Annotated in this window: 20 protein-coding genes and 3 pseudogenes; 14 read left to right on the forward strand and 9 right to left on the reverse strand. The window is 68.6% G+C overall.

Translation table 11 applies throughout. From position 1 onward, the window contains the following. The 4 genes and pseudogenes from AB0I94_RS33450 to AB0I94_RS33465 form a co-directional block, all read left to right on the forward strand. A pseudogene (locus AB0I94_RS33450) lies at positions 1-255 on the forward strand (DNA recombination/repair protein RecA); the annotation flags it as partial. Between the two features lie 446 nt (positions 256-701). After that, entirely contained in the window at positions 702-1,703 is a 1,002-nt protein-coding gene (locus AB0I94_RS33455) for a winged helix-turn-helix domain-containing protein (protein WP_363313487.1), read from the forward strand. Between the two features lie 212 nt (positions 1,704-1,915). Beyond that, positions 1,916-2,365 (forward strand): hypothetical protein, encoded by a 450-nt coding sequence (locus tag AB0I94_RS33460; RefSeq protein ID WP_363313488.1) that lies wholly within the window; start codon positions 1,916-1,918, stop codon positions 2,363-2,365. A 196-nt stretch (positions 2,366-2,561) separates the two neighbouring features. Then, entirely contained in the window at positions 2,562-2,963 is a 402-nt protein-coding gene (locus AB0I94_RS33465) for a hypothetical protein (RefSeq protein WP_363313489.1), read from the forward strand. A gap of 70 nt (positions 2,964-3,033) precedes the next feature. On the opposite strand, the gene AB0I94_RS33470 is transcribed toward AB0I94_RS33465, so the two are convergent. Further along, entirely contained in the window at positions 3,034-3,774 is a 741-nt protein-coding gene (locus AB0I94_RS33470; RefSeq protein ID WP_363313490.1) for a helix-turn-helix domain-containing protein, read from the reverse strand. Between the two features lie 6 nt (positions 3,775-3,780). Here AB0I94_RS33470 and AB0I94_RS33475 point away from each other — a divergent pair, with 6 nt between their 5' ends. From AB0I94_RS33475 to AB0I94_RS33485, 3 genes are all read left to right on the forward strand, one after another. After that, positions 3,781-4,152, forward strand: a complete 372-nt coding sequence (locus AB0I94_RS33475; RefSeq protein WP_363313491.1) for a MauE/DoxX family redox-associated membrane protein — start codon at positions 3,781-3,783, stop codon at positions 4,150-4,152. A 69-nt stretch (positions 4,153-4,221) separates the two neighbouring features. Beyond that, positions 4,222-5,364: an FAD-dependent oxidoreductase gene (locus AB0I94_RS33480; protein WP_363313492.1), complete on the forward strand. Its 1,143-nt coding sequence runs from the start codon at positions 4,222-4,224 to the stop codon at positions 5,362-5,364. 192 nt (positions 5,365-5,556) lie between these two features. Further along, a complete protein-coding gene (locus AB0I94_RS33485; RefSeq protein WP_363313493.1) occupies positions 5,557-5,742 on the forward strand; it encodes a hypothetical protein in 186 nt (61 codons plus the stop codon). A 255-nt stretch (positions 5,743-5,997) separates the two neighbouring features. Here AB0I94_RS33485 and AB0I94_RS33490 read toward each other — a convergent pair. Next, a pseudogene (locus AB0I94_RS33490) lies at positions 5,998-6,441 on the reverse strand (IS5 family transposase); the annotation flags it as partial. Here AB0I94_RS33490 and AB0I94_RS33495 point away from each other — a divergent pair. Beyond that, on the forward strand, positions 6,383-7,042 hold the full coding sequence (locus AB0I94_RS33495) for a zinc-binding dehydrogenase (RefSeq protein ID WP_363313494.1): 660 nt from the start codon (positions 6,383-6,385) through the stop codon (positions 7,040-7,042). The pseudogene AB0I94_RS33490 and the gene AB0I94_RS33495 sit on opposite strands and share 59 nt — an antisense overlap. A gap of 214 nt (positions 7,043-7,256) precedes the next feature. Here AB0I94_RS33495 and AB0I94_RS33500 read toward each other — a convergent pair whose 3' ends face one another. Next, a complete protein-coding gene (locus AB0I94_RS33500) occupies positions 7,257-8,726 on the reverse strand; it encodes an MFS transporter (RefSeq protein WP_363313600.1) in 1,470 nt (489 codons plus the stop codon). Positions 8,727-8,868: 142 nt separating this feature from the next. Between AB0I94_RS33500 and AB0I94_RS33505 the strand changes: the two genes are divergently transcribed. After that, on the forward strand, positions 8,869-9,435 hold the full coding sequence (locus tag AB0I94_RS33505; protein ID WP_363313495.1) for a TetR/AcrR family transcriptional regulator: 567 nt from the start codon (positions 8,869-8,871) through the stop codon (positions 9,433-9,435). A gap of 403 nt (positions 9,436-9,838) precedes the next feature. Then, the gene (locus AB0I94_RS33510; protein WP_363313496.1) at positions 9,839-10,096 is read left to right on the forward strand and encodes a hypothetical protein; all 258 of its coding nucleotides are present in this window, start codon (positions 9,839-9,841) and stop codon (positions 10,094-10,096) included. Positions 10,097-10,221: 125 nt separating this feature from the next. On the opposite strand, the gene AB0I94_RS33515 is transcribed toward AB0I94_RS33510, so the two are convergent. After that, positions 10,222-10,641, reverse strand: a complete 420-nt coding sequence (locus tag AB0I94_RS33515; protein WP_363313497.1) for an MmcQ/YjbR family DNA-binding protein — start codon at positions 10,639-10,641, stop codon at positions 10,222-10,224. A 210-nt stretch (positions 10,642-10,851) separates the two neighbouring features. Between AB0I94_RS33515 and AB0I94_RS33520 the strand changes: the two genes are divergently transcribed. Further along, on the forward strand, positions 10,852-11,151 hold the full coding sequence (locus AB0I94_RS33520; RefSeq protein WP_363313498.1) for a Fe-Mn family superoxide dismutase: 300 nt from the start codon (positions 10,852-10,854) through the stop codon (positions 11,149-11,151). Between the two features lie 269 nt (positions 11,152-11,420). On the opposite strand, the gene AB0I94_RS33525 is transcribed toward AB0I94_RS33520, so the two are convergent. Next, complete coding sequence (locus tag AB0I94_RS33525; protein ID WP_363313499.1) at positions 11,421-11,819, reverse strand: helix-turn-helix domain-containing protein; 399 nt, start codon at positions 11,817-11,819, stop codon at positions 11,421-11,423. Positions 11,820-11,935: 116 nt separating this feature from the next. Between AB0I94_RS33525 and AB0I94_RS33530 the strand changes: the two genes are divergently transcribed. Together AB0I94_RS33530 and AB0I94_RS33535 are read left to right on the forward strand one after the other, a co-directional pair. Further along, positions 11,936-12,787, forward strand: a complete 852-nt coding sequence (locus AB0I94_RS33530) for an alpha/beta hydrolase (protein ID WP_363313500.1) — start codon at positions 11,936-11,938, stop codon at positions 12,785-12,787. A gap of 483 nt (positions 12,788-13,270) precedes the next feature. Beyond that, positions 13,271-13,720, forward strand: coding sequence for a nuclear transport factor 2 family protein (locus AB0I94_RS33535; RefSeq protein ID WP_363313501.1), 450 nt, complete (start codon positions 13,271-13,273; stop codon positions 13,718-13,720). Between the two features lie 155 nt (positions 13,721-13,875). On the opposite strand, the gene AB0I94_RS33540 is transcribed toward AB0I94_RS33535, so the two are convergent. The 4 genes and pseudogenes from AB0I94_RS33540 to AB0I94_RS33555 form a co-directional block, all read right to left on the reverse strand. Then, positions 13,876-15,258 carry an MFS transporter gene (locus tag AB0I94_RS33540; RefSeq protein ID WP_363313502.1) on the reverse strand — a complete coding sequence of 461 codons (1,383 nt, stop codon included), beginning with the start codon at positions 15,256-15,258 and terminating at the stop codon, positions 13,876-13,878. A 267-nt stretch (positions 15,259-15,525) separates the two neighbouring features. After that, a pseudogene (locus AB0I94_RS33545) lies at positions 15,526-17,183 on the reverse strand (tannase/feruloyl esterase family alpha/beta hydrolase). 163 nt (positions 17,184-17,346) lie between these two features. Beyond that, a complete protein-coding gene (locus tag AB0I94_RS33550; RefSeq protein WP_363313504.1) occupies positions 17,347-19,224 on the reverse strand; it encodes a GAF domain-containing protein in 1,878 nt (625 codons plus the stop codon). A gap of 166 nt (positions 19,225-19,390) precedes the next feature. Further along, a complete protein-coding gene (locus AB0I94_RS33555; RefSeq protein ID WP_363313601.1) occupies positions 19,391-20,797 on the reverse strand; it encodes a 3-hydroxyacyl-CoA dehydrogenase NAD-binding domain-containing protein in 1,407 nt (468 codons plus the stop codon). A 62-nt stretch (positions 20,798-20,859) separates the two neighbouring features. Here AB0I94_RS33555 and AB0I94_RS33560 point away from each other — a divergent pair, with 62 nt between their 5' ends. Then, positions 20,860-21,660 carry a hypothetical protein gene (locus AB0I94_RS33560; RefSeq protein WP_363313505.1) on the forward strand — a complete coding sequence of 267 codons (801 nt, stop codon included), beginning with the start codon at positions 20,860-20,862 and terminating at the stop codon, positions 21,658-21,660. The last annotated feature ends 1 nt before the right edge of the window (position 21,661 follow it).

The following is a 21,661-nucleotide window of genomic DNA, read 5'->3' on the forward strand; positions in this document are numbered from 1 at the left end:
ATCGACATGGGCGTGGAGAACGGCTTCGTCCGCAAGGCGGGCGCCTGGTACACGTACGAGGGCGACCAGCTCGGCCAGGGCAAGGAGAACGCCCGCAACTTCCTCAAGGACAACCCCGAGGTCGCCGACGAGGTCGAGAAGAAGATCCTCGAGAAGCTCGGAATCGGGGTACCGGCGAAGGCCGCGGTCGCCCAGGACACGGCCGCCCTCTCGGTCCCTGCTGCCGCCCTGCCCACGCCGGGAAACGCCGCCTGACAGGCACGGGGGCGGCCCGGCCGGGGGGGCTCTTGATGTCGACGCTCTTGCGCGCCGGCTTCCCGTTGACCACCGCAACAATGACCGACTGCTCGAACGTCCCCTGGCAGACGGACCCGACCTGCCCGTCATCGCCGACGGCGTCCCGCTCGTTGTGCGCCCGTTCCAGATCGTGACCGTGCGACTGACCCCGCGCGCCTGAATCCGACACCGGCTGCTGCCGACCTGGCGGCCCGGACGCACTGCAGGTGCCGGAAGAAGGCCGGTCTCCTCCTCCACCTCGCACCGCGGGGTACCGGTGTGCCCGCCCGCAGACCGTGATCCGCGCCGCGGGCGGGCCCGGCGGCAGAGCCGCCTACTCCTGAACGCCGGGTCGGGCACGGCGAGTTGGGGCATGCTGAGGGTGCGCGCTCACGCGCTCGACTTCGACGGCAGGGGGCCGGTCGGTGTTACGCATCCACTTCACGGCCGAAGATCTCACCCGGACCCGGGTGGCCGCGACGATCGGCGTCGCAGCGGAGGTCTACTACAGCCTGGAACTGCTGAGGGAGCACCGGGAGTTTCCCCACCTCCGCTCGTGGCGGTCGGAGGTCGCGGGCCGGATGGGAACGGACACGCGTCCCCTGACTTCCCTGGTTCCGGTGCGCGGTCCCGGGCTCGATCTGCTGGCCCTGATGGGCGACGCGCCCTCTGTGGACCACGCCGTGGACAACCTGCTGCACGCCCCGGTGTCCCGGCTGCGACGCGAGCTCGAGGGCCTCGACTTCCACCCCGGACACCTGCCATGGGCCAGACAGGTGTCCGAGGGCGACCGTGACGCGCGGCAACAGCTCGCCGAGGCCGTGCGCGCCTGCCACCGGCTGACCGTGGAGCCCTACTGGCATCGAGGCCGGTCCGACCTGGTCGCCCTGACCACCCGTTGCGCGAACCTGATGCTGGAGGGAGGCATCGACCTGCTGCTGCGTTCGATCTGCGCACCACTGGTCCGCTGGCGTCCACCGGTGCTCGAAGCTCCCTACCCGCGCAAAGTCGAGGTGCATCTCCAGGGAAGGGGGCTGGTCATCACGCCCACGGTCTTCTCGAAGCATCCGGTGAGCTTTCTGTGGGACCCGCTCGATACCGCCCAGCCACCCCGACTGACCGTGCCGGCTCTGCGCCGGTCGCTAACCGGTAGCGAACCGGCCGAAGACGACGGCTCCTACGTGCGGAACCTGGAGTCCTTGCTCGGCCGCACGCGAGCCGCCGCCCTGCATGTGACAGTGGAAGGCTGCACGACGAGCGAACTGGCCCGCCGCCTCAACGTCACGGCCGCAGCGGCCAGTCAGCACGCGACCGTACTGCGGAACACGGACCTCATCACCACCAGCCGCCGAGGCGGGTCCGTACTGCATTTCATCACCCCTCTCGGGCTGGCCCTGCTGGGGACCGGTGCCCTGACGGAATCGTGAGATCCGAGGGGGCCGTGGCGTCAGATGGGTGGGGGCGGCGCCGCCCTGCCCGGATGCCACAAGGAAACTGGCGCCAGGTGCGCGAGGCGCCCCGCCTGCCGTTCCGCCCCCCCTCTCCCCCCCTTTAAGCCGTGACTTAAGAGGTAGGCCACAGGCGGCCGGTCCGCCCAGGATGTGAAGCCTCAACCGGCTCACCCCCACCTGGAGATCGCATGAGGACTCATCTCGCCGCCGCCCTCGGTTCCGCCGTGTTCGTCGCGGGCACCTTGCTGGGCGCTCCCGCCGCCGGAGCGCAGACCACCGCCGACGCACAGTCCGCCGACGGCCTGCCCACGCCCTTCCACGTCGCCGTCGGGAACACGTGGACGAATGGCACGGTCACCTGGTCCAACCGATCGGTCGAGGTGATAGGGACGCACAAGTCGGTGAGCCAAGCCGGTGAGGCCTACTGCCGGCGCACCTGGGCGTACACCTACGACTCCCACGACAACATGATCGGCTCGAACGGCTCCGCCGCTTCCGACACGGCATGCGGCAACACCAAGAGCTACCGCTTCACCGTGCCGGCCAATGTCGTCGGAGGAGCCTCACACGTACGCGTCTGCCTCGACAACGGCGGTCTCGTGGACCTGCTCTGCACTCCTCCCCTCAGGCGGCGCTGACCCACCGCCTCGCAGACGCCCGCCCGGCACCCGCAGGGGCCCGGACGAAGGTCCGAACCAAAGCCGTGGGGGCCAGGGCCGCGACCATGCCGTGCGGGGCCTGCCCGGTGATGCAGGCGAGTCCGGACAGGCCCCCGCTCTTGTCTACGCCCAGGGGCGGGCGGAACGAACCGGCTCATCCCATCCTGGAGATCACATGAAGACTCATCTCGCCGCCGCCCTCGGTTCCGCCATGCTCGTCGCGGGCACCTTGCTGAGCGCTCCCGCCGCCGGCGCGCAGGCCGCCGCCTATCCGACCACCTCTTTCGACGTGACAGTCGGTGCCAGCTACGTCCGTGGCACCCTGACTTGGTACAACCGATCGGTCGGGGCCGATGGAACCCTCCGGGCCGTCGGCTGCCACAGGGCGTGGTTCGGCGCCTACAGTGCCTCCGGCAAGGAGCTCGGCACCTTGAGCACCGGCATCAAGTGTGACGGGACGTATCGGTTCAACGGCCAAATCCCCGCGGATGCCCCCGGCGGGGCCGCATACGTCAAGGTCTGTATGGAGGATGTGAACACGTCTTCAAGCAAGTGCGTGCGGTACAACCGGCCCTGACCCACCCGACCGGCCAAATTCGAGGGCAACCGTTACGGCTACGACGTGTACGAGGTGACGCCAGAGCGGTTCAGCGCCGCAAAGACGCAGGTGTACGCCCGAGGAAGTCCTGTGCCGTACGGATGAGGTGGGCCTGGTCCGCGAAGCCCGCGGTGGCCGCGGCCAGGGCGGCGGTCGAATCCGGGAGGTCGGCGATGGCGGTGCGAAGCCGGCCCCAACGGCGCAAACGGGCGAGCGCGATACCAACGTCCTCTCGGACAAGGGCGCGCAGCCGCGGGGACGACAGGCCGACCTCGTGGGCGATGGAGGTGATGGGCATGTCGGGATCGCGCGATGTGCACAGGTGGATGGCGTGGGCGACTCTCGGATCAAGTGGGCGGGGGCGCCCGGTGAGTGCCTGTAGCTCGCTGTATCCGGCGGTCAGGTCCGCGCAGGTGCCGGCACCGTCGGAATCGGTGGTGCCGAGCGCGGCGAGCAAGCGGCGGACTTCGCCTGCGTCGAGCCGGATCGGCGCAGATCGGTAGGGCAGCAGCCAGGAGTCGATGAACAGGGCGATGTAGGGAGAGGTCGCCGCACAGGTGTGGGCCAGCTGAGGCGGAACCATCAGCCCGGGCGCCGTCACCATGGGCTGTCCCGGCTGGAGGAGTTCGGCGTGGCCGCCGATCGGCAGCACGGCTTTCCACGCGGGCAGCCGGTGTTGGGCGACGCGGAACGGGCGGGTCTCGGCGAACATCGTCGCCTCGGGGCCGGAGGCGAAGACGATGCGGCGATCGTTTTGTTCAAGTGCCCAGGCACGAGGTGAACGGATCATCGTGCCATGCACGTTATCGCGTCCGTTGCCTTGGCGGTGTTCCTGGTCGTCACGGGGATCGCGCATTTCCTGGCCCCCGACTACTTCCGCCTGCTGGTACCCGCATGGCTCCGCCGGGAGCGGCTCCTCGTTGCCGTCAGTGGGGCGGTGGAGATCATGGTGGGTGCGCTGGTGCTGCTTCCGGGCGGTAGACGGGCCGGGGGCTGGGCCGCCGCTGGCCTCATCACCTGTTACCTGGTGTCCCACGTGGACGCGCTGCGCCGCGCACGCCCGGACCGACCCCGGTTGCTGGAGCGGCCGTTCGGTGCGGTGGCTCGCCTGGTGGTGAACGTCCTGTACATCGCCTGGGCGGTTGCCGTGGCCAGAGCCGCGGCCTGACGCCGATGCGCGGCGACCGATTGTCCGACGTGGCGCCGAAGCGCCCGTAGTCACAGAGGAAGTCATGCCATGAGCCATCGCCTCGTCGTCGTGGGCGCCGGTTACGCCGGTCTGCTGGCGGCCAAGCGCCTCGCCCGCAAGCTGCGCCGCAGCGATGTCACCATTACGTTGGTCAACGCCTCGGACCGGTTCATCGAACGGGTCCGGCTCCATCAGCTGGCCGCCGGGCAGCAATTGGCGGCGCTGTCGCTGCGTCGACAGCTCAGCGGCGCATCGGTCCAGCTGGTCGTCGGGCGCGTGACCGCGATCGATGCCACTGGCCGGACCGTGTGTATGGACACCGTGCCCCGAGTGATCGGCTACGACACCCTGGTGTACGCGGTGGGCAGCCGGGCGCGGCTCGACGATGTTCCGGGGGCGGTCGAGCACGCGTACGCTGTCGCCGATCCTGAGCAGGCAATACGGTTGCGGCACAGAGTTGCCGAGGTTGCGTCGGGCGGCACTGTCGCGGTGGTCGGCGCAGGGCTGACGGGGTTGGAAACCGCTTCGGAACTTGCCGAAAGTTACCCCGAGTTGCGAGTCCGGCTGTTCACCGGTGCCGATGATGTGGGGGCCGGGCTCGCGCCGCGCGCCCGGACCCACGTGCGGCGCGCTCTCGACCGGCTGGGTGTCTCGGTTCATCCGAGGACCCTTGTCGTGGCGGTGCGTGAGGACGGCTTGGACACCCGCGACGGCGCGTCCTTCGCCGCTGACGCCGTCGTGTGGACCACCGGGTTTCAGGTGCCGGAGCTGGCGCGTGCGGCGGGATTCGCGACGGATGAGAGCGGCCGGATGCTCGTCGACGCCACCCTGCGCTCGGTCTCGCACCCTGAGGTGTACGCCGTCGGCGACGCGGCTGCGGGGGTGTCGGTGGGCGGAGCGCCGAGCCGAATGTCCTGCCAGGCAGCCCTGCCCATGGGCCGGGGTGTGGCCGACGTCATCGCAGCTCGGCTGACGGGCCGGGAACCCGCGCCCGTTCGGATCGGTTACGCCTTCACCAACATCAGTCTCGGCCGACGCGACGCTGTCGTCCAGTTCACCCACGCCGATGACCGCCCGCGCGGGCTCGTCCTGACAGGACGTGCCGGAGCGGCCCTCAAGGAGGTTGTCGTACGAAGCACAGTACGGTCCGGGCCGCGTGGTGAGCCGGGCAGTGACGAGTCGGATTCCTGAACCAACTCGCCCACCGCAGGGACGATGTTGCCTCACGAGGCCAACTGAGGAACGCGTACCACAGCGCGACGACACATGTTGGGCGCTTCAGCTCTTGCCGTCCAACTAGGCTGTGACTCAGGGTTGTTGAGAGCGTTTTGGTTCACGGACAGGGGCGCGCCTTCTGTTCCTTCCACTCGGAGGAGGACCGCCATGCCGCTTATCGCCCTTGCAGTCTTCGCCCTCGTCATCAGCTTTGAGCGACTCATCCAAGGGAAGCTCAACCCTATGGGCCTGCTCGCCCTCGCCATCCTGGCCATCGGCTTCAAGACGAAGAGACCCTTCGTGGCCTTCATTGGGGCCTTCAGTCTCGCGCTGTTGCTCGTTGACAGCTTCTGACGTGAAGCGGGTCGCAGGCAGCGCCGGTGTCCCGCTCCTGCGCCACCGAGTCATCCTGCTCGCCCGCCTACGCCTCCGAGGTAAGGGCCCGACAGCGAAAGGCGACTTCGGGCCCAGATCCTGATGGGACGCCCTCGAATCCGCGGCCTGGCTCACTCTGGCGAGCCAATGACGGTCACAGCTCCCACCGAACCCATTGAAGTGATCTGCTTCACACCCTGTCACAGCGTCCGATGCTGCGGTGACTTACGGTCCCTAACAAAGCCGTTGGACGTGGCGGTGGGTGATCACGCAGACGGCGTGCCCAAGGAATGCTTCGTGGATGTCGTCGCGTCTCTCCCAGCGGATGCGCAGGCGGCGGAATCCGTGGAGCCAGGCGATCGTGCGCTCGACGACGTAGCGGAAGACGCCCAGGCCGGCGCCGTGCGGCTCGCCCCGTCTTGCGATCACGGGCCGGATGCCGCGCTGCCAGAGCAGGCGGCGGTAAATGTCGTGGTCGTAGCCCCGGTCGGCCAGCAGAGCATCCGGGCGGCGACGCGGCCTGCCGACCCGGCCCGCGACGGGCGGGATCTTGTCGAGCAGAGGCAGCAGCTGGGTGATGTCGTTGCGGTTGCCGCCGGTCAGCGATACCGCGAGCGGGATGCCCTGGCCGTCGACGACGAGGTGGTGCTTGCTGCCCGGCCGGGCGCGGTCGACCGGGCAGAACATCCTGATCAACGGCGCAGGCAGCGCAGTGGGCGGGTACGCCGTCCAGCTTGCCGCGCAGGCCGGTGCCACCGTGACCGCGACCGCCGGTGCGCGCAGCCGCGACCGTGTGCGCTTCTACGGCGCGGGCCGGGTCGTCGACTACGCCGTGACCCCCGTTGTGCGGGCGCTGGCCGGGCAGCACTTCGACGTGGTGCTTCAGTTGGCTCCCGCAAGCGCCGAGGAGAACGCGCAGCTGGTGGACCTGGTCACCGACGGCGGGGCCTTCGTCAGCGTCACCACTCCCGGCCCGCAGGATGTCGGGCGCGGGGTGCGCACGGTGCACGTGTTCGGGCGTAGCGACGTCACTCAGCTCGCCGAACTGGTCGCCCGCGTCGACGCCGGAGATCTGGCGATCGAGGTGGCCCAGCGGCTGCCACTGGCCGACCTGCCTACAGTCCACGCTCGCGCCGCCGGGCGGTTCGCCCGGATCGCCGAGCTCGCCGCCCGGGCCGAGGGCGGAGCCCTGGCCGAGCGGCTGCGTGCCGACCAGGCCGCGGTCCGCGCCCCGGCTGCCGCCGGAGAGCTGGCCGGCAAGACCGTCCTGACCCCCTGACTTGCTGACCCGAGCAACACCGACACCGGCCTCCTCAGCCTGGGTCATGCCAGGAGGCATCGGGGGAACCCCGTCTCACCTCCAGCGACTTGGAGGTTGGCCCGGGTCGTTGTCCTGGAGCACGTCGGAGCGAGCACCATCCTGTTGGCCGGGACGCGTCCCGCCGGGATCATCATCCGACCGGACCGCCTCCCGGCCAAGGTCCGTGTCGCCGTCAACGGCTGTTCGTGGATGCCTCGTTCGAGGTGGTGACCGTACCTGGATCGGTGGAGCGTTGCGGCGCCGCGGGGCCTTCCGCGGGCTTGGAACTCGCCAGCCACAGGCCGGTGAACACGGCGGTGGCCAAAGTGACGGCGCCGACAGTGAGGAAGGCGCTGTTGAGGCCGGTCTCGAAGGAGGCACCGCCGGATTGCCGGGAGCGGACGATGGCTCCGAGCACCGCCACGCCGAGCACCGCGCCGATCTGCCGGGTGGTGCTGCTGATGCCTGATGCGAGGCCGCCTTCCTGCGGGCTGACTGCCTGGATGGCGGCTCCCGTCAGTGGGGACATGGCCAGGGCGAAACCGATGCCGATGACTCCCAGCCGCCACCACACGTTCCCGTAGCCGGTGTCGGCGTGCACCATGCCGAGCGCCAGCAGTCCCAGGCCCGCCAGGGCCAGGCCGGTGGTGACCACGATGCGGAAGCCGTACCGGGCCGCGAGCCGGCCCGCGTACGGGCTGACGATCACCATGGCGAGGGACAGCGGCAGGGTCTGCAGGCCGGCGCGCAGGATCGAGCTGCCCTGGACGTACACGAAGAACTGGGAGAAGAAGAACGACGAACCCATGAGCGCGAACCCCACCACGACCATGGCGGTGTTGGACACGGTGAACAGGCGCTGCCGGAACAGCCGCAGCGGCAGCATCGGAGCGGAACGGCGCGCTTCGACGGCGACGAAGGCGGCGAGAAGGATCACCGCGGCGGTGAAGCTGCCCAGAATCACCGGCGACGTCCAGCCGCGGACACCACCCTCGATCAGCCCGTAGGTCAGCGCCCCCACCCCCAGAACGGACAGCACCGTCCCCGGGATATCGATCGCGGGGGCGCTCGGATTGCGGGCCTCCTCGAGGCTGCGCAGACCGAGCATCAGAAGGATCACGCCGATGGGCAGATTGACCAGGAAGATGGCGGGCCAGCCGAAGGCATCGGTCAGTACGCCGCCGGCCACGGGGCCTGCGGCCAGACCGATTCCGCTGAATCCGGCCCACAATCCGATCGCCTTGACTCGTTCTTGCGGTACGGGATAGGCCGCGACGAGCAGGGCGAGCGAAGCAGGGCTCAGCGCCGCGGCCCCGATGCCCTGCAGAACCCGGCCGGCGACCAGCCAGCCGACCGAGGGCGCGAGGCTGCACAGCACTGACGCGGCGGTGAACACCGCCACGCCGGTCAGGTACACCCGCTTGCGCCCGAACCGGTCGGCGAAGATGCCGCCGGACAGCAGCAGCATGGCGACCAGCAGTACGTACGCGTCGACGATCCACTGCAGACCGGTCAGTTGAGTGTGCAGCCGGTGCTGCATATCGGGCAGCGCCGCTCCGACGATCGTGTTGTCGAGCAGGACCATGAATTGGCCTAGGCAGGTCACCGTGAGCAGCAGGGCCCGGTTCGATCGGCTGCCTAGGGCCGCATGCGATGCAGTGATGGGGTTTCCTCTCGATCGGCAGTTCCGCCCGGCCGCGGCCGGTGGTAGACCTGAGCGCTCTAACGCAGTCGGCGACTGCGTTAGGTGACTGTAAGGAGGCTGTTCCACAAACGCAAGTCGTGACTGCGTTAAGGTGAGGGATATGAACGAGCAACAGCGAGCCCGGCGGCCCGGCGGGCGCAGCGCCCGCGTCGGCGCGGAGGTGCACCAGGCCGTCACCGACCTGATCAGCGAGCGCGGTTACGGGAACTTCACCGTCGGCGAGGTCGCAGCCCGCGCGGGCGTAGCCGACAGCAGCATCTACCGCCGTTGGGGCAGCCTGGAAACTCTGCTCACCGACGTGGCGCTCACCCGCCTCAACACGAAGTCGCCGATGCCCGACACTGGAAGCCTGGCCGGCGACCTGCGCACTTACGCGGCCAATGTGGCCCGCGAGATCACCGGACCCGACGGCCTGGCGGTGGTGCGCCTGGCCGTCACCCTGTCGAGCAACGGTCAGCAGGGCTCGCAGGCGGGTGACGATCTCCGCGACGAACGCATCCGGCAACTGCGGACCATGCTGGATCGCTCCCGCGAACGCGGCGAGCACGCACCCGACGCGCTCGACGTGCTGGACCACATCCTGGCCCCGATGTATATCCGCGTCCTGTTCGGCATGGGCCCACTCACCCCGGACTACGTCGACGGGCTGGTCGGCAGGTTGCTGTGATCTCAGCCTGATCCCCGGGACCAGCCCCAGCGCGGCGCCAGGCTCCGTGAGGTGTTCGCCGACACGCTCCTGGACAGCTCAGGATCCGGCCCTTGGCCGACTCACGCGGCTGGCCAAATCCGCCGGCCGACGGGCCCCGCCGCGGTGGATCGGAGTGAAGTCGACGCCCAAGTGCGGGTCATATGCGTCAGGTTCGTCGGCGAGCTCGTGGGTGGAGTGGACGAGGACGCCTTGGTCGTCATCCGCAGACATCGGCTTGTTGCCGGCCGCCAGGCAGGAGGAGCACACCCCGCGGGGCATGGGTCGCGGTTCAACTTCCGACGTGGCGCAGACCGTAATAGTCGCTCCGGCACCGACGAGTTGGTCCTACCATCGCGGGGAGCCAGGTACCGCGGGGGGACGCATGATTCTGATTCTGATTCCGATCGCCTACCTCGTGCTGTTCCTTGTGTGGACGGTGCTGCCCATCGTTTTCCCCAGGGATCGGCGCGGAACGTGGCTCACGGCGGCCCATCTGTCTTTCTCGGTAACCGCCCTCCTGCTGGCCTGGCTTACTGATCTCCCCCTGGCCCAACTCGCCGCGATCCTGGGCGCTTTGGGCGGGTTGATCGCCGCCATGCGACTACTTGCGCAGAGGGCATTCGCGGACAGCCGGAGTTAGGGCCCTTCTGGAGGATCTCCGTGGGTGAAGGAGCGGCGTTCGGTGTGTGCCCTGGGGGTCGATGGCGTCGCGAACCGGTCCCCGCCACACGCAGTGGTGTGGAGGGGGACGGCGCCTGCCGCCGGTCAGCTGATCGGTGGCGGGAGCGGGACCCGGGCTGCGAGGAACTTCGGAGCCATCTCGCGGTAGCTGTCGGTGATCAGTTCAGCCAGCTCGGTCCAGTCGGTGTGGTCACCGAGAACGACTGCGACGACGTTGTGACCCCATCCGGCACGGAGAAACGGGAAGCCACCGGCAGTCAGGCCGAGCACATCGTCGACGGGTACCCGAAAAGTCATCACGACCGGTTCCTGATCTGCGGCCACATACGAGGCGTAGACCGGGTAGCGATCCACGTCCGGCGTGTAGACATGGCAAAACGTCCGCGTACGGATCCGCCAGCGCACGCCGATCCAGGCTGGCCCCTCGTACGACTCGGGCAGCTTTCGGCAGATCGACCGCAACCGGTTCAGTATCTCCGACGGCACGTCTCCAGGACTGGACATAGGCCGACACTAGCGCCCGCCCGCGGATTTCGCGCCGGACCCGGCTGGGCGGGGAAGCCCGCGGGCAGCGCGGAACCCAGAGACTACCGGGGCCCATCGCGAAACCAGGGCGTGGTGATGACGACCTGTGGCACATTTCCTGGCCCGTAACGCTGGTGACTCCGTGTCATGTCGCGACGTCGTCGGCCACGGGTGACTACCCGCAGCCTGATGGGCGCGAGCGCTTCCGCGAACGAAGGATCACTTCATGTTCCAGCTTCCGGACTTGGCCAGGCAACCGCGCTCTTCGACTCGGGCTGGGCGTGGTTGGTCAAGAAGAGCGACGTCTCTCTCGACATCGTCTCCACCAGCGACGCCGCCACCGCGCTCACCACCGACACGACACCCCTGCTCGTCATCGACGTGTGGGAACACGCCTACTACATCGACTACCGCATCCTGCGAGCGAAGTACGTCGACGCGTTCAGGCACGTCATGAACTGGGACTTCGCCGCCAAGAACCTCGGCTGAGCGACACGGTAGCCCGCCGCCCCGGCCCGGCAGAACCAATGGTCGGGGCCGGTGAGCATGATGATGCGCCGATGGCCGCGGCCGACCGCCGCGCTTCGACCCGGCCGACTACCGCGGGCGCCACGCGGTCGAGTGCGGGATCAATCGCCTCAACAGGCACCGCGCGGTCGCCAAGCGCCATGGCTGGTTGGCGGTCCGCTATGAGGCGACCGTCCCCGTTGCCGCCATCAACGAGTGGCTGTTGACCGTCGCTCTTCCTGTCGAGCCTGTCAAGCCTGTCGGGCCTCGGCGAGCCGGTTACTGCGGTCGATCTCCGGCATGTGTGTCTCGGCCCAGACCCGCAGGGCGGAGAGCGGGATTTCGAGGGACAGGCCGAGCTCGGTGAGGCGATAGTGGACGGCGGGCGGCACTGTGGGTTCCACGCGGCGCGCGACCAGGCCATCACGGACCAGGCTCTGCAGCGTGACAGACAGCATCTTCTGCGAGATGCCCGGAACGCGACGCCGAAGTTCCGCGAACCGGAGCTCGCCGGGGTCCGTCTCGGCCAGCACCTTGACCACCATCGACGTCCACTTGGTGCCGATACGGTCGAGCAACTGGCGGGTCGGGCAGTTCGGGTCCAGCAGATCGCCGCGCTCACCGGACCGCCGACTGGGTTCGTCGGCCATGGACGTGGTCACCCGGGGCTCACCACCTGAGGGGAAAGTGCCGTCTTGGAGGGACCAGGCTAGTTCCCTAGCGTGACCCTGTCACCATTCCTCACCACCCCTGGAGCGCCCCCTCCATGCCCGAACTGCGACGCATTCCTGTCAACGGTGTCGAACTCAACGTAGCCCTCGCCGGATCCGGCCCGGCCGTCCTCCTGTTGCACGGCTTTCCGCACACATGGGAGCTATGGACGGACATCATGGCCGACCTGTCCGACCGCTACCGCGTCATCGCGCCGGATCTGCGCGGATTCGGCGCGAGTAGCCCGGCCGCCTCCGGGCATGACGCCGGCACCCTCGCCGAGGACGCCGCAGCGCTCCTCACCGAGCTCGGCGTGGATTCTGCCGCAGTAGTGGGTATCGACGCGAGTACCCCATCGGCCTTCCTCCTCGCCCTGCGCCACCCCGGTCTCGTCCGACGCCTGGTCGTCATGGAGTCCGTGCTGGGCGGGCTACCCGGCGCCGAGGACTTCCTCGCCGACGGGCCGCCGTGGTGGTTCGGCTTCCATACCGCCGCGCCCGGCCTCGCCGAGACCGTACTGGAAGGCCACGAGGCCGCCTACATCGACTGGTTCCTGCACGCCGGCACGCTTGGCGACGGCGTGGCCCCTGCCATCCGGGACGCCTTTGTCCACGCGTACACGGGCAGCCGCGCGTTGAGCCGCGCGTTCTCGTACTACCGGGCCCTGCCCGAAAGCTCACTGCAGATCTCGCAGGCCGTCACCACCACCCGCCTGACGGTGCCGACAATGGCTTTGGGCGCCCAACCTGTCGGCGCCGCACTGGAACGCCAACTCCGCCCCGTCACCGACGACCTCACCGGACACGTCATCGAAGACTGCGGCCACATCATTCCACTGCACCGACCGAACGCCCTGCTCGCGCTGTTGGGTCCGTTCCTGGCCGGTGAGGACGCGATTGCGGCGTGACCGGGGCAGTCGCCGACAATTGATCTTGACCGCAAGGCCCGACTGGCACCCCTCGCCCCTACAACGCTGGGTTGGTCTCGGGCGCGGATACTGCGAGGAGAGACCAGAAACCAACAACTCGAGCGGAGAATGGCTTTGAGCAGCACGTGGCTCATCTACAGCGGAGCCCTGATGGTGCTCCTGTCCATCGGGGTCCTGCTCTTCGTAGGCAGACCTGCAACCCCTGCATGGCGTGACACCACATCCATAGCCTGCGGTGTCGTCGTCTTTGCCGTTGTGTGTGTTCCGGCGCTACTCCTTCACGCACCGGCTCAAGTCGCCGCGGCTGGGGCTTGCTTCTGGATGGCTGCAGCCATGACCAGCATGCACGCCGTACGCGGCCGTATCGGCTCGCACAGCTGACCGCGACGGGTGCCGACCACGCGGCACAACGATGTCTGATTGCCGCCAGCATCGTCCTGCTGCTGTGCTCATGCTGGCGGCATGACGATGCCATCCACTACAGAATCAGCAACAGTTCTCACCGCCATGTATGCGGCTGAGGCGGAGTACCTGGCGGCGGGAGGCCCTGGCGAGGCTTCGTTCGACCTGCTCGCTCCCTTCTTTGCGCCGGATGTCGAGCTGCACCAAGCAGATGCTCTGCCCTATGGAGGCATTTGGCGTGGGCACAAGGGCATGACGCAGTTCTTCCTCATGATGGGAGAGGTGTGGGAGTCGTTCGACATGGTGGAGCAGGAGTTCCTTGCCACCGGTGAGACCGCGGTCGTGCTCACACAGGTCCGTGCTCGCGCTCGCGCGACCGGCCGTGAACTCAGCTTCCCGATTCTGCAGGCGATCACAGTCAAGGACGGTCGGATCACCGAGGTCCGTCCGTTCTACTGGGACACGCGGGCTATCGCCGACGCCTGCGCCGTGCCGAAACCGACAGCCTGAGGCCGACGGCAAAACCCACGGGGCACAGCCTTGTCGGACTTCGGCGGCCGACCACCGCGGGGGCGTCCGAGGCCGTGGTCGGCCGGCTCAACGGCAATGCCGCCGGGCGTCCGCCTGTGGCCCGGCTCTGCCGAGGGCGGGCCGAAGCAGGTGTTTCAGGCCGTGCGAACCGGCTGGTCACCGACTGACTCCGCATCGGTTTCGCCGGCTTCGATGTCCGAGAGATCGCGGTGACGGGTCTCCTCGGCGCAGCCGAGGGCGATGACGGTGAGCAGGACGGCTGCCATGACGTAGAGGGCGACGGGTGCGGCGCTGTCGTACTGGGCGAGCAGGGCGGTGGCGATGAGCGGAGCCGGGGCTCCGGCGGCCACGGAGGAGAACTGGGCGCCGATCGATGCTCCGGAGTAGCGCATGCGAGTGGCGAACATTTCGGAGAAGAAGGCCGCCTGTGGGGCGTACATGGCGCCGTGGAAGAGCAGGGCCACGGTGACGGCTGTGATCATTGCCCCGAAGGACTGCCGGTCGACCAGGGTGAAGAACGGGTAGATCCAGATCCCCATGCCGAGGGCGCCGATGAGGTAGACGGGGCGGCGTCCGATCCTGTCGGAGAGGGCGCCCCACAGGGGGATGGTCACGAAGTGAACGGCGGATGCGATCAGGACGGCATTGAGTGCGGTCTGTTTGCTCGTGTCGGCGTGCTCGGTCGCGTACACGAGGATGAAGGCGGTGACGACGTAGTAGGAAATGTTCTCCGCCATGCGGGTGCCCATGGCGATGAGGACATCGCGCCAGTGGTCGCGCAGGACGGCGAGTACGGGCGGCCTTTCGCTGACGGCCTGTTCGCTCTTGCGGCGTTCGGCCGCTGCCAGGGCGGCCTTGAACACGGGCGATTCGTCGACGGAGAGCCGGATCCACAGTCCGACGAGCACCAGCAGGCCGGAGAGCAGGAACGGCACCCGCCACCCCCAGGAGTTGAACGATGCGTCGGACAGTGTTGCCGTCAGCGTGGCGAGGACGCCGGTGGCCAGCAGTTGCCCGGCCGGTGCTCCGGTCTGCGGCCACGAGGCCCAGAAGCCGCGCCGTCTGGCATCTCCGTGCTCCGCCACCAGCAGAACCGCGCCGCCCCACTCGCCGCCCAGGGCGAAGCCCTGTACCAGGCGCAGTGCGGTGAGCAGGACGGGAGCGGCCGAGCCGATGGTGGCGTGGGTGGGGATCAGACCGATCAGGAAGGTCGCGCCGCCCATCAACAGCAGGCTGTAGACGAGGAGTTTCTTGCGTCCCAGCCGGTCGCCGAAGTGGCCGAAGACGAGGGCACCGATGGGGCGGGCGGCGAAGCCGACGGCGTAGGTCAGGAATGACAGGAGCGTGCCGACCAGTGGATCGGAATCGGGGAAGAAGAGTTTGTTGAACACGAGGGCGGCGGCGGCGCCGTAGAGGAAGAAGTCGTACCACTCGATGGTGGTGCCGATGAGGCTGGCGGCCACGATCTTCTTCAGGTCTCTGGGGGCCTGGGGTTGTGCTGGGGCCGGGGACGGCATGTGATGCACCACTTTCGGGACGGTGGCTGAAGTTGTTCGCGGTCTTGCACCAGAGTGGGATCCTCGGCCCGTCATCCGTTATGTGCGGAACGGCCACTGATCCTGCGGGGATGTCCTCGCCGCAGCCATACCGGGCCGTGCGCGGCCTCTTTTCATGGCCTCCGTGCGTGGTCCCTGTGCGTGGCCTCATGGCGTGGCCTCCGTGCGGCGCGCTGTGTTGCTGAGCGCTGGGCGCTGAGGCTGGGCGCACAGGGCGCACCGGTCGGATCAGCTCCGTGGCCGGGTGCTGTGGCAGGTGAAGCTGTGTGCGGAGTCCGGATCGCCGTGGCCGCGGAACTTCGGCCAGGAGGGATAGGCGCACAGCGGCCGAGTGCGGGCGCTTTGGGTGGGGCCGGCGTCGGTGACAACAGGCCGTGCGGGCGCGTTGCCGTCTTCTGCCCAGCTTTCCAGGGCACTGAGAGAGTCGTAGCTCGCCGCGAAGGACGCGTCGACGTTGGCGTGGTTGGCGCCGGGAACGAGATAGAGCCGGGCGAAGGCGCGGGTGGCCTGTGGGCCCATGTGCTTTTGGACGCGCTGGAAGTACTCGACGGTGGAGCGGTGGCTGACGAGTTCGTCGGCGGTGCCGTGCAGGACGAGGAGTTTTCCGCCTGCCTGGGCGAAGCGGCGCAGGTCGGGGTCGTTGACGTCCTGCAGGGCGGAGAGGCGGCTGATGCGTGGCTGCCAAGCGCCGGGATCGCGGGGGTCGACGGCCAGCGAATCGTGGGCCGGGTTGCGGGTGACGAAGTACCGCACCCATTGGTCCCAGAACTGGACGCCGTAGCCGCTGTCCTTCGGCATCGGGTGGCCCGGTGCGCGGGAACCCATCCCCAGCAGTGGGGTGCTCATGTCGGCGCCGGAGAGGAAGGGGAAACCTGGGTAGCCGGTCTCGCCGCTGGCCAGGCGGTGTTTCCATCGCAGCGGAGAGGAGAGCGCCTCGACGGCGTGGATCTGGTGATCCGACAGGCACGTGTCCGCGGTGTCCTTGCCGCGCGGGCAGCGCAGGGTGCGGGGCTGGAAGCGGCAGCCCGACTCGTCGGAGATGACGCCGTCGCGCAGCCCGTCGTCACCGTCGCAGGACCGGATGACGCCGCGGTACAGCAGCTCCTGCTCGGCTGGGTTGAGGAAGGCCCCGGGGCGGGAGAGTATCTGGGCTTCGTGGCCGAAGAACAGGTTGAGGCTGGCGGCGTTCCAGGCGGGGTAGGCGGCGATGACGCCGTCGAAGTCGGTGGGCCAACGCTGGGCGACGGCGAGTGCTTCGCGCCCGCCGCTGGAGCCGCCGGCGAAGTAACTGTGGTCGGGGGCCGCGCCGTAGCGCGTGCGGGTGATGTAACGCGCGGCGTCGTGGTCTTCTTCAGCGCGTCGCCGGAGAAGTTGCGTACGGCTTCGTCGTTGACGCCGAAGGAGCCGTCGAGGGAGGTGACCGGTTTGAAGTCCGGCGCCGCCTGGTGGCCGGAGTCGCCGGCGTAGGTGGCGTAACCGCGGCTGAGCGGGCGCGGCTGGTCGGTCGGGCCGAAGGGGACGTTGCCCGTGACGTCGGGGATGGTGCCGTCGTAGCCTCCGCCGCCGAACATCATCGTCTTCTTGTTCCACTGCTGGGGCAGGGCGACGCGCAGGGTGATGTCGGGCGCCTGTGGGTCTACGGGGTGCAGGACGGCGTCGACGCGGCAGTACGTGCCGGTCGCCGAAGTTCCGCTGCTGGTTGGTGTGATGGTGTTCGCCGCGCTCACCTCGCCGCCCGTGGTGGGCAGCCCGATCACTGAGGCGGGCAGCCGCAGGCCGCGCAGGTCACTACAGTCTGTCGGTCCCTGGGCGGCGTGTGCGGGAAGCAGGAGCGTGCCGCTGACCAGGGCGCAGGCCAGCCCTGTTGCGGCGATGGTTCTCTTCATGGCGTCTCCGTCGCTTGTGCCTCATGTCGCGAGGCGCAAAGGTTACGAAGCGTGCCGCCAGGGACGGTATGGGCTGGACGCACACATGGGCGGCCTGCGAGATGTGGTGGGGGCGCGGGGCGGCGTCAGGGTCCTTCTCCCACGGAGATCCGTCAGAAGGGCCCTAAGGCTTGCTGACTTTCAGCAGCCGCAGGGCGACCTGGATCTCCAGGAGCCGTTCCGGGTCGCGCCAGTCGGCGCCGAGGAGTTGGCTCATCCGGCCCAGGCGTTGGCTGACGGTGTTCACGTGCAGGTGCAGCAGACGTGCGGTGTTGCGGGCGTGCTGGCCGGTGCGGCAGTACGTGTCGAGTGTGTGCACCAGGTCGGAGTGGTGGGTGCGGTCGTACTCGATGAGCGGGCCGATGACAGAGTCGATGAAGGCGGCGGTGGCCGGCTCGCCGCTGAAGAGGGCTCCGACGAATCCGAGTCCGCGGGTGTCGGCGATCTCGCCGGTTCTGCCGAGGGCGACCAGGGCGTGCAGACAGTTGTCCGCCTCACGGAAGGCGGCGCCGATGTGGGTGATGTCCGTGGCTTGCGCGGTCCCGGCGGTGACGGGGTGGCGTGAGATCCGGGCGAGTTCGTCGACGGCGCGGCGTGCCGGGTCCTGACGGTCATCACCTGGCAGCAGCAGGATGACGGTGTTGCGCTGGAAGGTCGCCAGACCGTGGGAGCGCCGGGCGAAGGCCGCGGCGGCTGCGTAGACCCGCTCGCGTGGTTCGTCGTCGACCTGGGCCACCACCGCGGTACGACAGGCGGCGAGGTCGACGCCGAGCAGGGCGGCACGGTGCCGCAAGAGGTCGTAGTCCTTGCTGTGCGCGGCCAAGAGGTCGCCAAGCAGTTCTCCGCGCACGCGGGCCTCGGCCTCCGCCATGCGTCTGCGGGTGACGAGCACGAGGGAGGCCACCAGTGCGGCCCTCTCCAGGATGCGCCGGTCGGTGGCGTCGACCTGCGCGGTGGCGCTCAGGACGATGGTTCCCAGGGGCTCGGACTCGGTGATCAGGGGAACGGCGCACCGAGTCGCCCGGATCACGGTGTGCCCGGCCTGCCAGGCGGCGTCGCTGAGCCGGCCGAGTTCGTCGGCCGGCACCGCGTCCTGACCGCAGGACTGGGCCACGATGTTGCCCTCCTCGTCGAGGACGACCACCGTGCCGGCCACTGCCGTCGCGGTCGCCTGTACGACTTCATCGACGCCGTTGCCCTGGATGACCAGGCGGGTGAGCCGTTCATGAACCTCCGCGGTGCGTTCCAGGTCCGCCATGTGGGAGCTGATCGTGTCGTTGGCGACCCGCAGTTCTGACACCGCCTGCTGGGCGGCGCTCAGCAAACGGCTGTTCTCGATGGCCACAGCCGCGTGCGAGCCGAGCATCATCAGAACACTGATGTCCCGGCTGCTGAACTCCTGCTGACTGCGGTGTGCGGCCAGCAGGACGCCGATCACCTCCTGGTTGAGTTTGACCGGCACCCCCAGTAGGGACTCGATCCGCTCCGCGGCGACGGTCTTGTCGATCTCGGCGGTGTGGGTGAAGGAGCCATCGGTGAGGTAGGCGGCAACCGCGTAAGGTGCCCCGGTCCGCGCGACGATCCCGCCGACGCCGGTACCCACGGGCAGCCGCAGTTCGCGCAGCAGGCCGGAGATGTTGCCGGCCGCCGCTTTGATGTAACTGTCGCCACGGCCACGGTCGCTGAGGCTGATGTAGGCGAGGTCGCAGTCCAGCAGCCGCCGTGCCCGGTCGGCGATCGCCTGGAGGATGGGGTCCAGGCCCCGCAGCGAAGCCAGGTCGTTCGCGGTGTCATTGAGCAGCTGGAGTTCCGCCTCGTTGCGGCGGTGGCGCAGAAGCCTTTCCCGCAGACGCAGCGCGATCGCTCGCTCCTCTTCCAGCACGTCGAGCCGGTCGGTAGGCTCCCCCGCGGCGCGGGCCTGTGCCAGCACGTCGTCGAAGGCGTCGATGTCGGTGTCGTGGAGCAGCAGTTTCAGGAAAGACATGCCGTAGGTGTGTGCCATCGATCCTCCGTCGAGCAGTGCTCTTGGCGCCCGGCAAGTATGGCGCCGCACCGCGGCTGGGGCACCGCACTGGAGAGGAGCGAACCGCCTTCCTCACTGCTGTTCCTATCGGCGCACTGTCGTTCCTATCGGCCTTCGAGGAGCACCAGCGGCCCACCTGGGCGCTTTACGGCTGGCCGAGGTTGCGGCGGATGCCGCTGTCCAGGCGCTGTGCCACTTCTTCGTCCCGCCCGGCCGGCCAGGTCAGCAGCCCGCCTCCGGAGGCGCGGCCTCGGTGTCCGGCGGCGAGGGGCTTGTCGAGCGCGGGGGAGGTGATCTCGGTCGACAAATGGGGCGCCAGGCTGTCGAGGATGTTCCTGGTCAGGTCCAGTCCGATGAAATCCGCGTTCTCCATGGGGCCCACGGCCGACCAGCGCAGGCCCAGGCTCGCCCGCATGACCGTGTCGATCGTCACCGGGTCGCAGACTTCCTGCTCCAGCAGATGCAGTGCCTCCCGTACCAGCGCGAACTGGAGCCGGTTGCCGATGAATCCCGGGACATCGCGGTGCAGGCGCACCGTCGTCTTGCCCATCTCGTTCAGCACGTCGCACGCTTCCTGCACGAACCGGTGGTCCGTCTCCGCTCCCGGGGCGACCTCGACCAGTGGAATGACGTACGGCGGGTTCCACCAGTGCACTCCCACCAGCCGCTGCGGGTGCCGCATGCCTTTGGCCACCTCGGTGAGCGAGAGCACCGAGGTGTTGGACCACACCGGCATCACGGCCGGAATCTTCGCTTCCAGCGCCTGCAGGACCTGCTGCTTGACGTCGAGGCGCTCGGGGACGGCTTCGATCACGGCATCTACCCGCAGCACCAGGTCCGACAGTGTTTTCACCGCTGTGATGCGCGCGGTCACCAGCCCGACATCGCCCGGCAGCATGTCGCAGCGTTCCAGGGCCCGCACGATGCGCTCATCGAGCGATGCCAGAGTCGCAGATTCCGCGTCGTACACGACGACACGGTGTCCTGCCCGAGCCAGAGCAACAGCGATCCCGTGCCCCATGAGCCCGCCGCCGATGATTCCGAACCGAATCATTGTGTGTCCTCCGAGAGTTGGGCGAATGTAGCGATGAGGGCCGGGCGGATGTGTGCGGCGCAGTGCGCCGTCGCGACATCCGACAGCCGCAGCCGCGGGGCGAGGTGCGCAGCAGGCGCAGACCGAGCAGACCGAGACCGCGCGACGTCGCGCACGCGCCGGTGACCCGGGCAACCGCACGTCGGACGGCGCCCAGGACAATCTGCCGTCGTTCACAGTCCCGGCCGAGTCGCCATGACCGTATGCCGCTACTGCACGACTCCACGAGGGGAGCAGCGCACATACACAGCGCGTCAGGCGTGTGCCGAGTGCATACTCCGCGTGCCCACGCGGCCGGGGCGCCGACGGGTCGCTCGCGTCCCGGCCCGTACGGCCAAGACGTAATGGCTGGAGCGGACACCGCGAGGGGCGAAAGAGGTGCGCTGTACCCATCTGACTGCTGCAGCAGGCGGTTCTAGCGTCCTCGGTGTCACCACACCCCACAACTCCTGTCGGCATCCTGCTGAGCGCGAGCCGCACATCAGCGCTCGGTGACCGTACGACGGGTTAGGAGCATCCACATGCTGTTTGCATCCATGAGGCCCAGCGGGACGGCATCGACGCACACAGGCAGTCGGCGACCAGCCTGTACACGGCGGCTGCTCAGTGCCTCCGTCGCGGCCCTGCTGACCACGAGTCTGCTGGGCCTGGCCACCCAGGCGTCCGGCGCAGCGCCCCAGCCGGCGCCCGCCGCTGCCGGACACGACCCGGTGATCATGATCCCGGGCATGACCGGCACCCCGGCCAACATGAACCCCATGAAGTCCAACCTGCAGACCAACGGCTGGCCCGCGAACAGGCTGTTCACCTGGACCGACAGCAGCAACATGACGCAGGACCTGGCCAAGGCCGCCCAGCAGCTCTCGGCCAAGGTCGACCAGGTCCGCAGCCAGACCGGGGCCGACAAGGTCGTCCTCGCCACATGGTCCGCCTCCACCCTCGCCGCCCGCTACTACATCAAGAACCTCGACGGCGCCGACAAGGTCTCCCAGTACGTCGGCTTCGCCGGACCGCAGCACGGCACCACCAACAACGGCTGCCAGTGGTACGTGTCCTGCCAGCAGTTCGCCTCCCCCAACACCCCCTTCCTCAAGGCCCTGAACAACCCCTCCGAGGTCCCCTCCAACGACAAGATCGACTACCTCACGATCAGGTCGACAGCCGACTACAACGCCACGCCCGTCGACACCGCGATGCTGGCCGGCGCGGACGAGAACTACCTCATGAGCGGGCCCATGGCACCCAACCACTTCCTGATCATCTCCAACGCCACAGCGCTGGCGAAGATGCGTTCCTTCATCACCGCGCACGAAAACGACTGAC

The sequence above is a fragment of the Streptomyces sp. NPDC050147 genome (assembly GCF_040660195.1).
GTDB lineage: Bacteria > Actinomycetota > Actinomycetes > Streptomycetales > Streptomycetaceae > Streptomyces.

Coding starts and splice junctions, on each gene's coding strand:
- AB0I94_RS33460 (WP_363313488.1), top strand. CDS start 1,916: ATGAGGACTCATCTCGCCGCCGCCCTCGGTTCCGCCGTGTTCGTCGCG.
- AB0I94_RS33465 (WP_363313489.1), top strand. CDS start 2,562: ATGAAGACTCATCTCGCCGCCGCCCTCGGTTCCGCCATGCTCGTCGCG.
- AB0I94_RS33470 (WP_363313490.1), bottom strand. CDS start 3,774: ATGATCCGTTCACCTCGTGCCTGGGCACTTGAACAAAACGATCGCCGC.
- AB0I94_RS33475 (WP_363313491.1), top strand. CDS start 3,781: ATGCACGTTATCGCGTCCGTTGCCTTGGCGGTGTTCCTGGTCGTCACG.
- AB0I94_RS33480 (WP_363313492.1), top strand. CDS start 4,222: ATGAGCCATCGCCTCGTCGTCGTGGGCGCCGGTTACGCCGGTCTGCTG.
- AB0I94_RS33485 (WP_363313493.1), top strand. CDS start 5,557: ATGCCGCTTATCGCCCTTGCAGTCTTCGCCCTCGTCATCAGCTTTGAG.
- AB0I94_RS33495 (WP_363313494.1), top strand. CDS start 6,383: ATGCCCTGGCCGTCGACGACGAGGTGGTGCTTGCTGCCCGGCCGGGCG.
- AB0I94_RS33505 (WP_363313495.1), top strand. CDS start 8,869: ATGAACGAGCAACAGCGAGCCCGGCGGCCCGGCGGGCGCAGCGCCCGC.
- AB0I94_RS33510 (WP_363313496.1), top strand. CDS start 9,839: ATGATTCTGATTCTGATTCCGATCGCCTACCTCGTGCTGTTCCTTGTG.
- AB0I94_RS33515 (WP_363313497.1), bottom strand. CDS start 10,641: ATGTCCAGTCCTGGAGACGTGCCGTCGGAGATACTGAACCGGTTGCGG.
- AB0I94_RS33520 (WP_363313498.1), top strand. CDS start 10,852: ATGGGCGCGAGCGCTTCCGCGAACGAAGGATCACTTCATGTTCCAGCT.
- AB0I94_RS33525 (WP_363313499.1), bottom strand. CDS start 11,819: ATGGCCGACGAACCCAGTCGGCGGTCCGGTGAGCGCGGCGATCTGCTG.
- AB0I94_RS33530 (WP_363313500.1), top strand. CDS start 11,936: ATGCCCGAACTGCGACGCATTCCTGTCAACGGTGTCGAACTCAACGTA.
- AB0I94_RS33535 (WP_363313501.1), top strand. CDS start 13,271: ATGACGATGCCATCCACTACAGAATCAGCAACAGTTCTCACCGCCATG.
- AB0I94_RS33540 (WP_363313502.1), bottom strand. CDS start 15,258: ATGCCGTCCCCGGCCCCAGCACAACCCCAGGCCCCCAGAGACCTGAAG.
- AB0I94_RS33550 (WP_363313504.1), bottom strand. CDS start 19,224: ATGGCACACACCTACGGCATGTCTTTCCTGAAACTGCTGCTCCACGAC.
- AB0I94_RS33555 (WP_363313601.1), bottom strand. CDS start 20,797: ATGCCGACAGGAGTTGTGGGGTGTGGTGACACCGAGGACGCTAGAACC.
- AB0I94_RS33560 (WP_363313505.1), top strand. CDS start 20,860: ATGCTGTTTGCATCCATGAGGCCCAGCGGGACGGCATCGACGCACACA.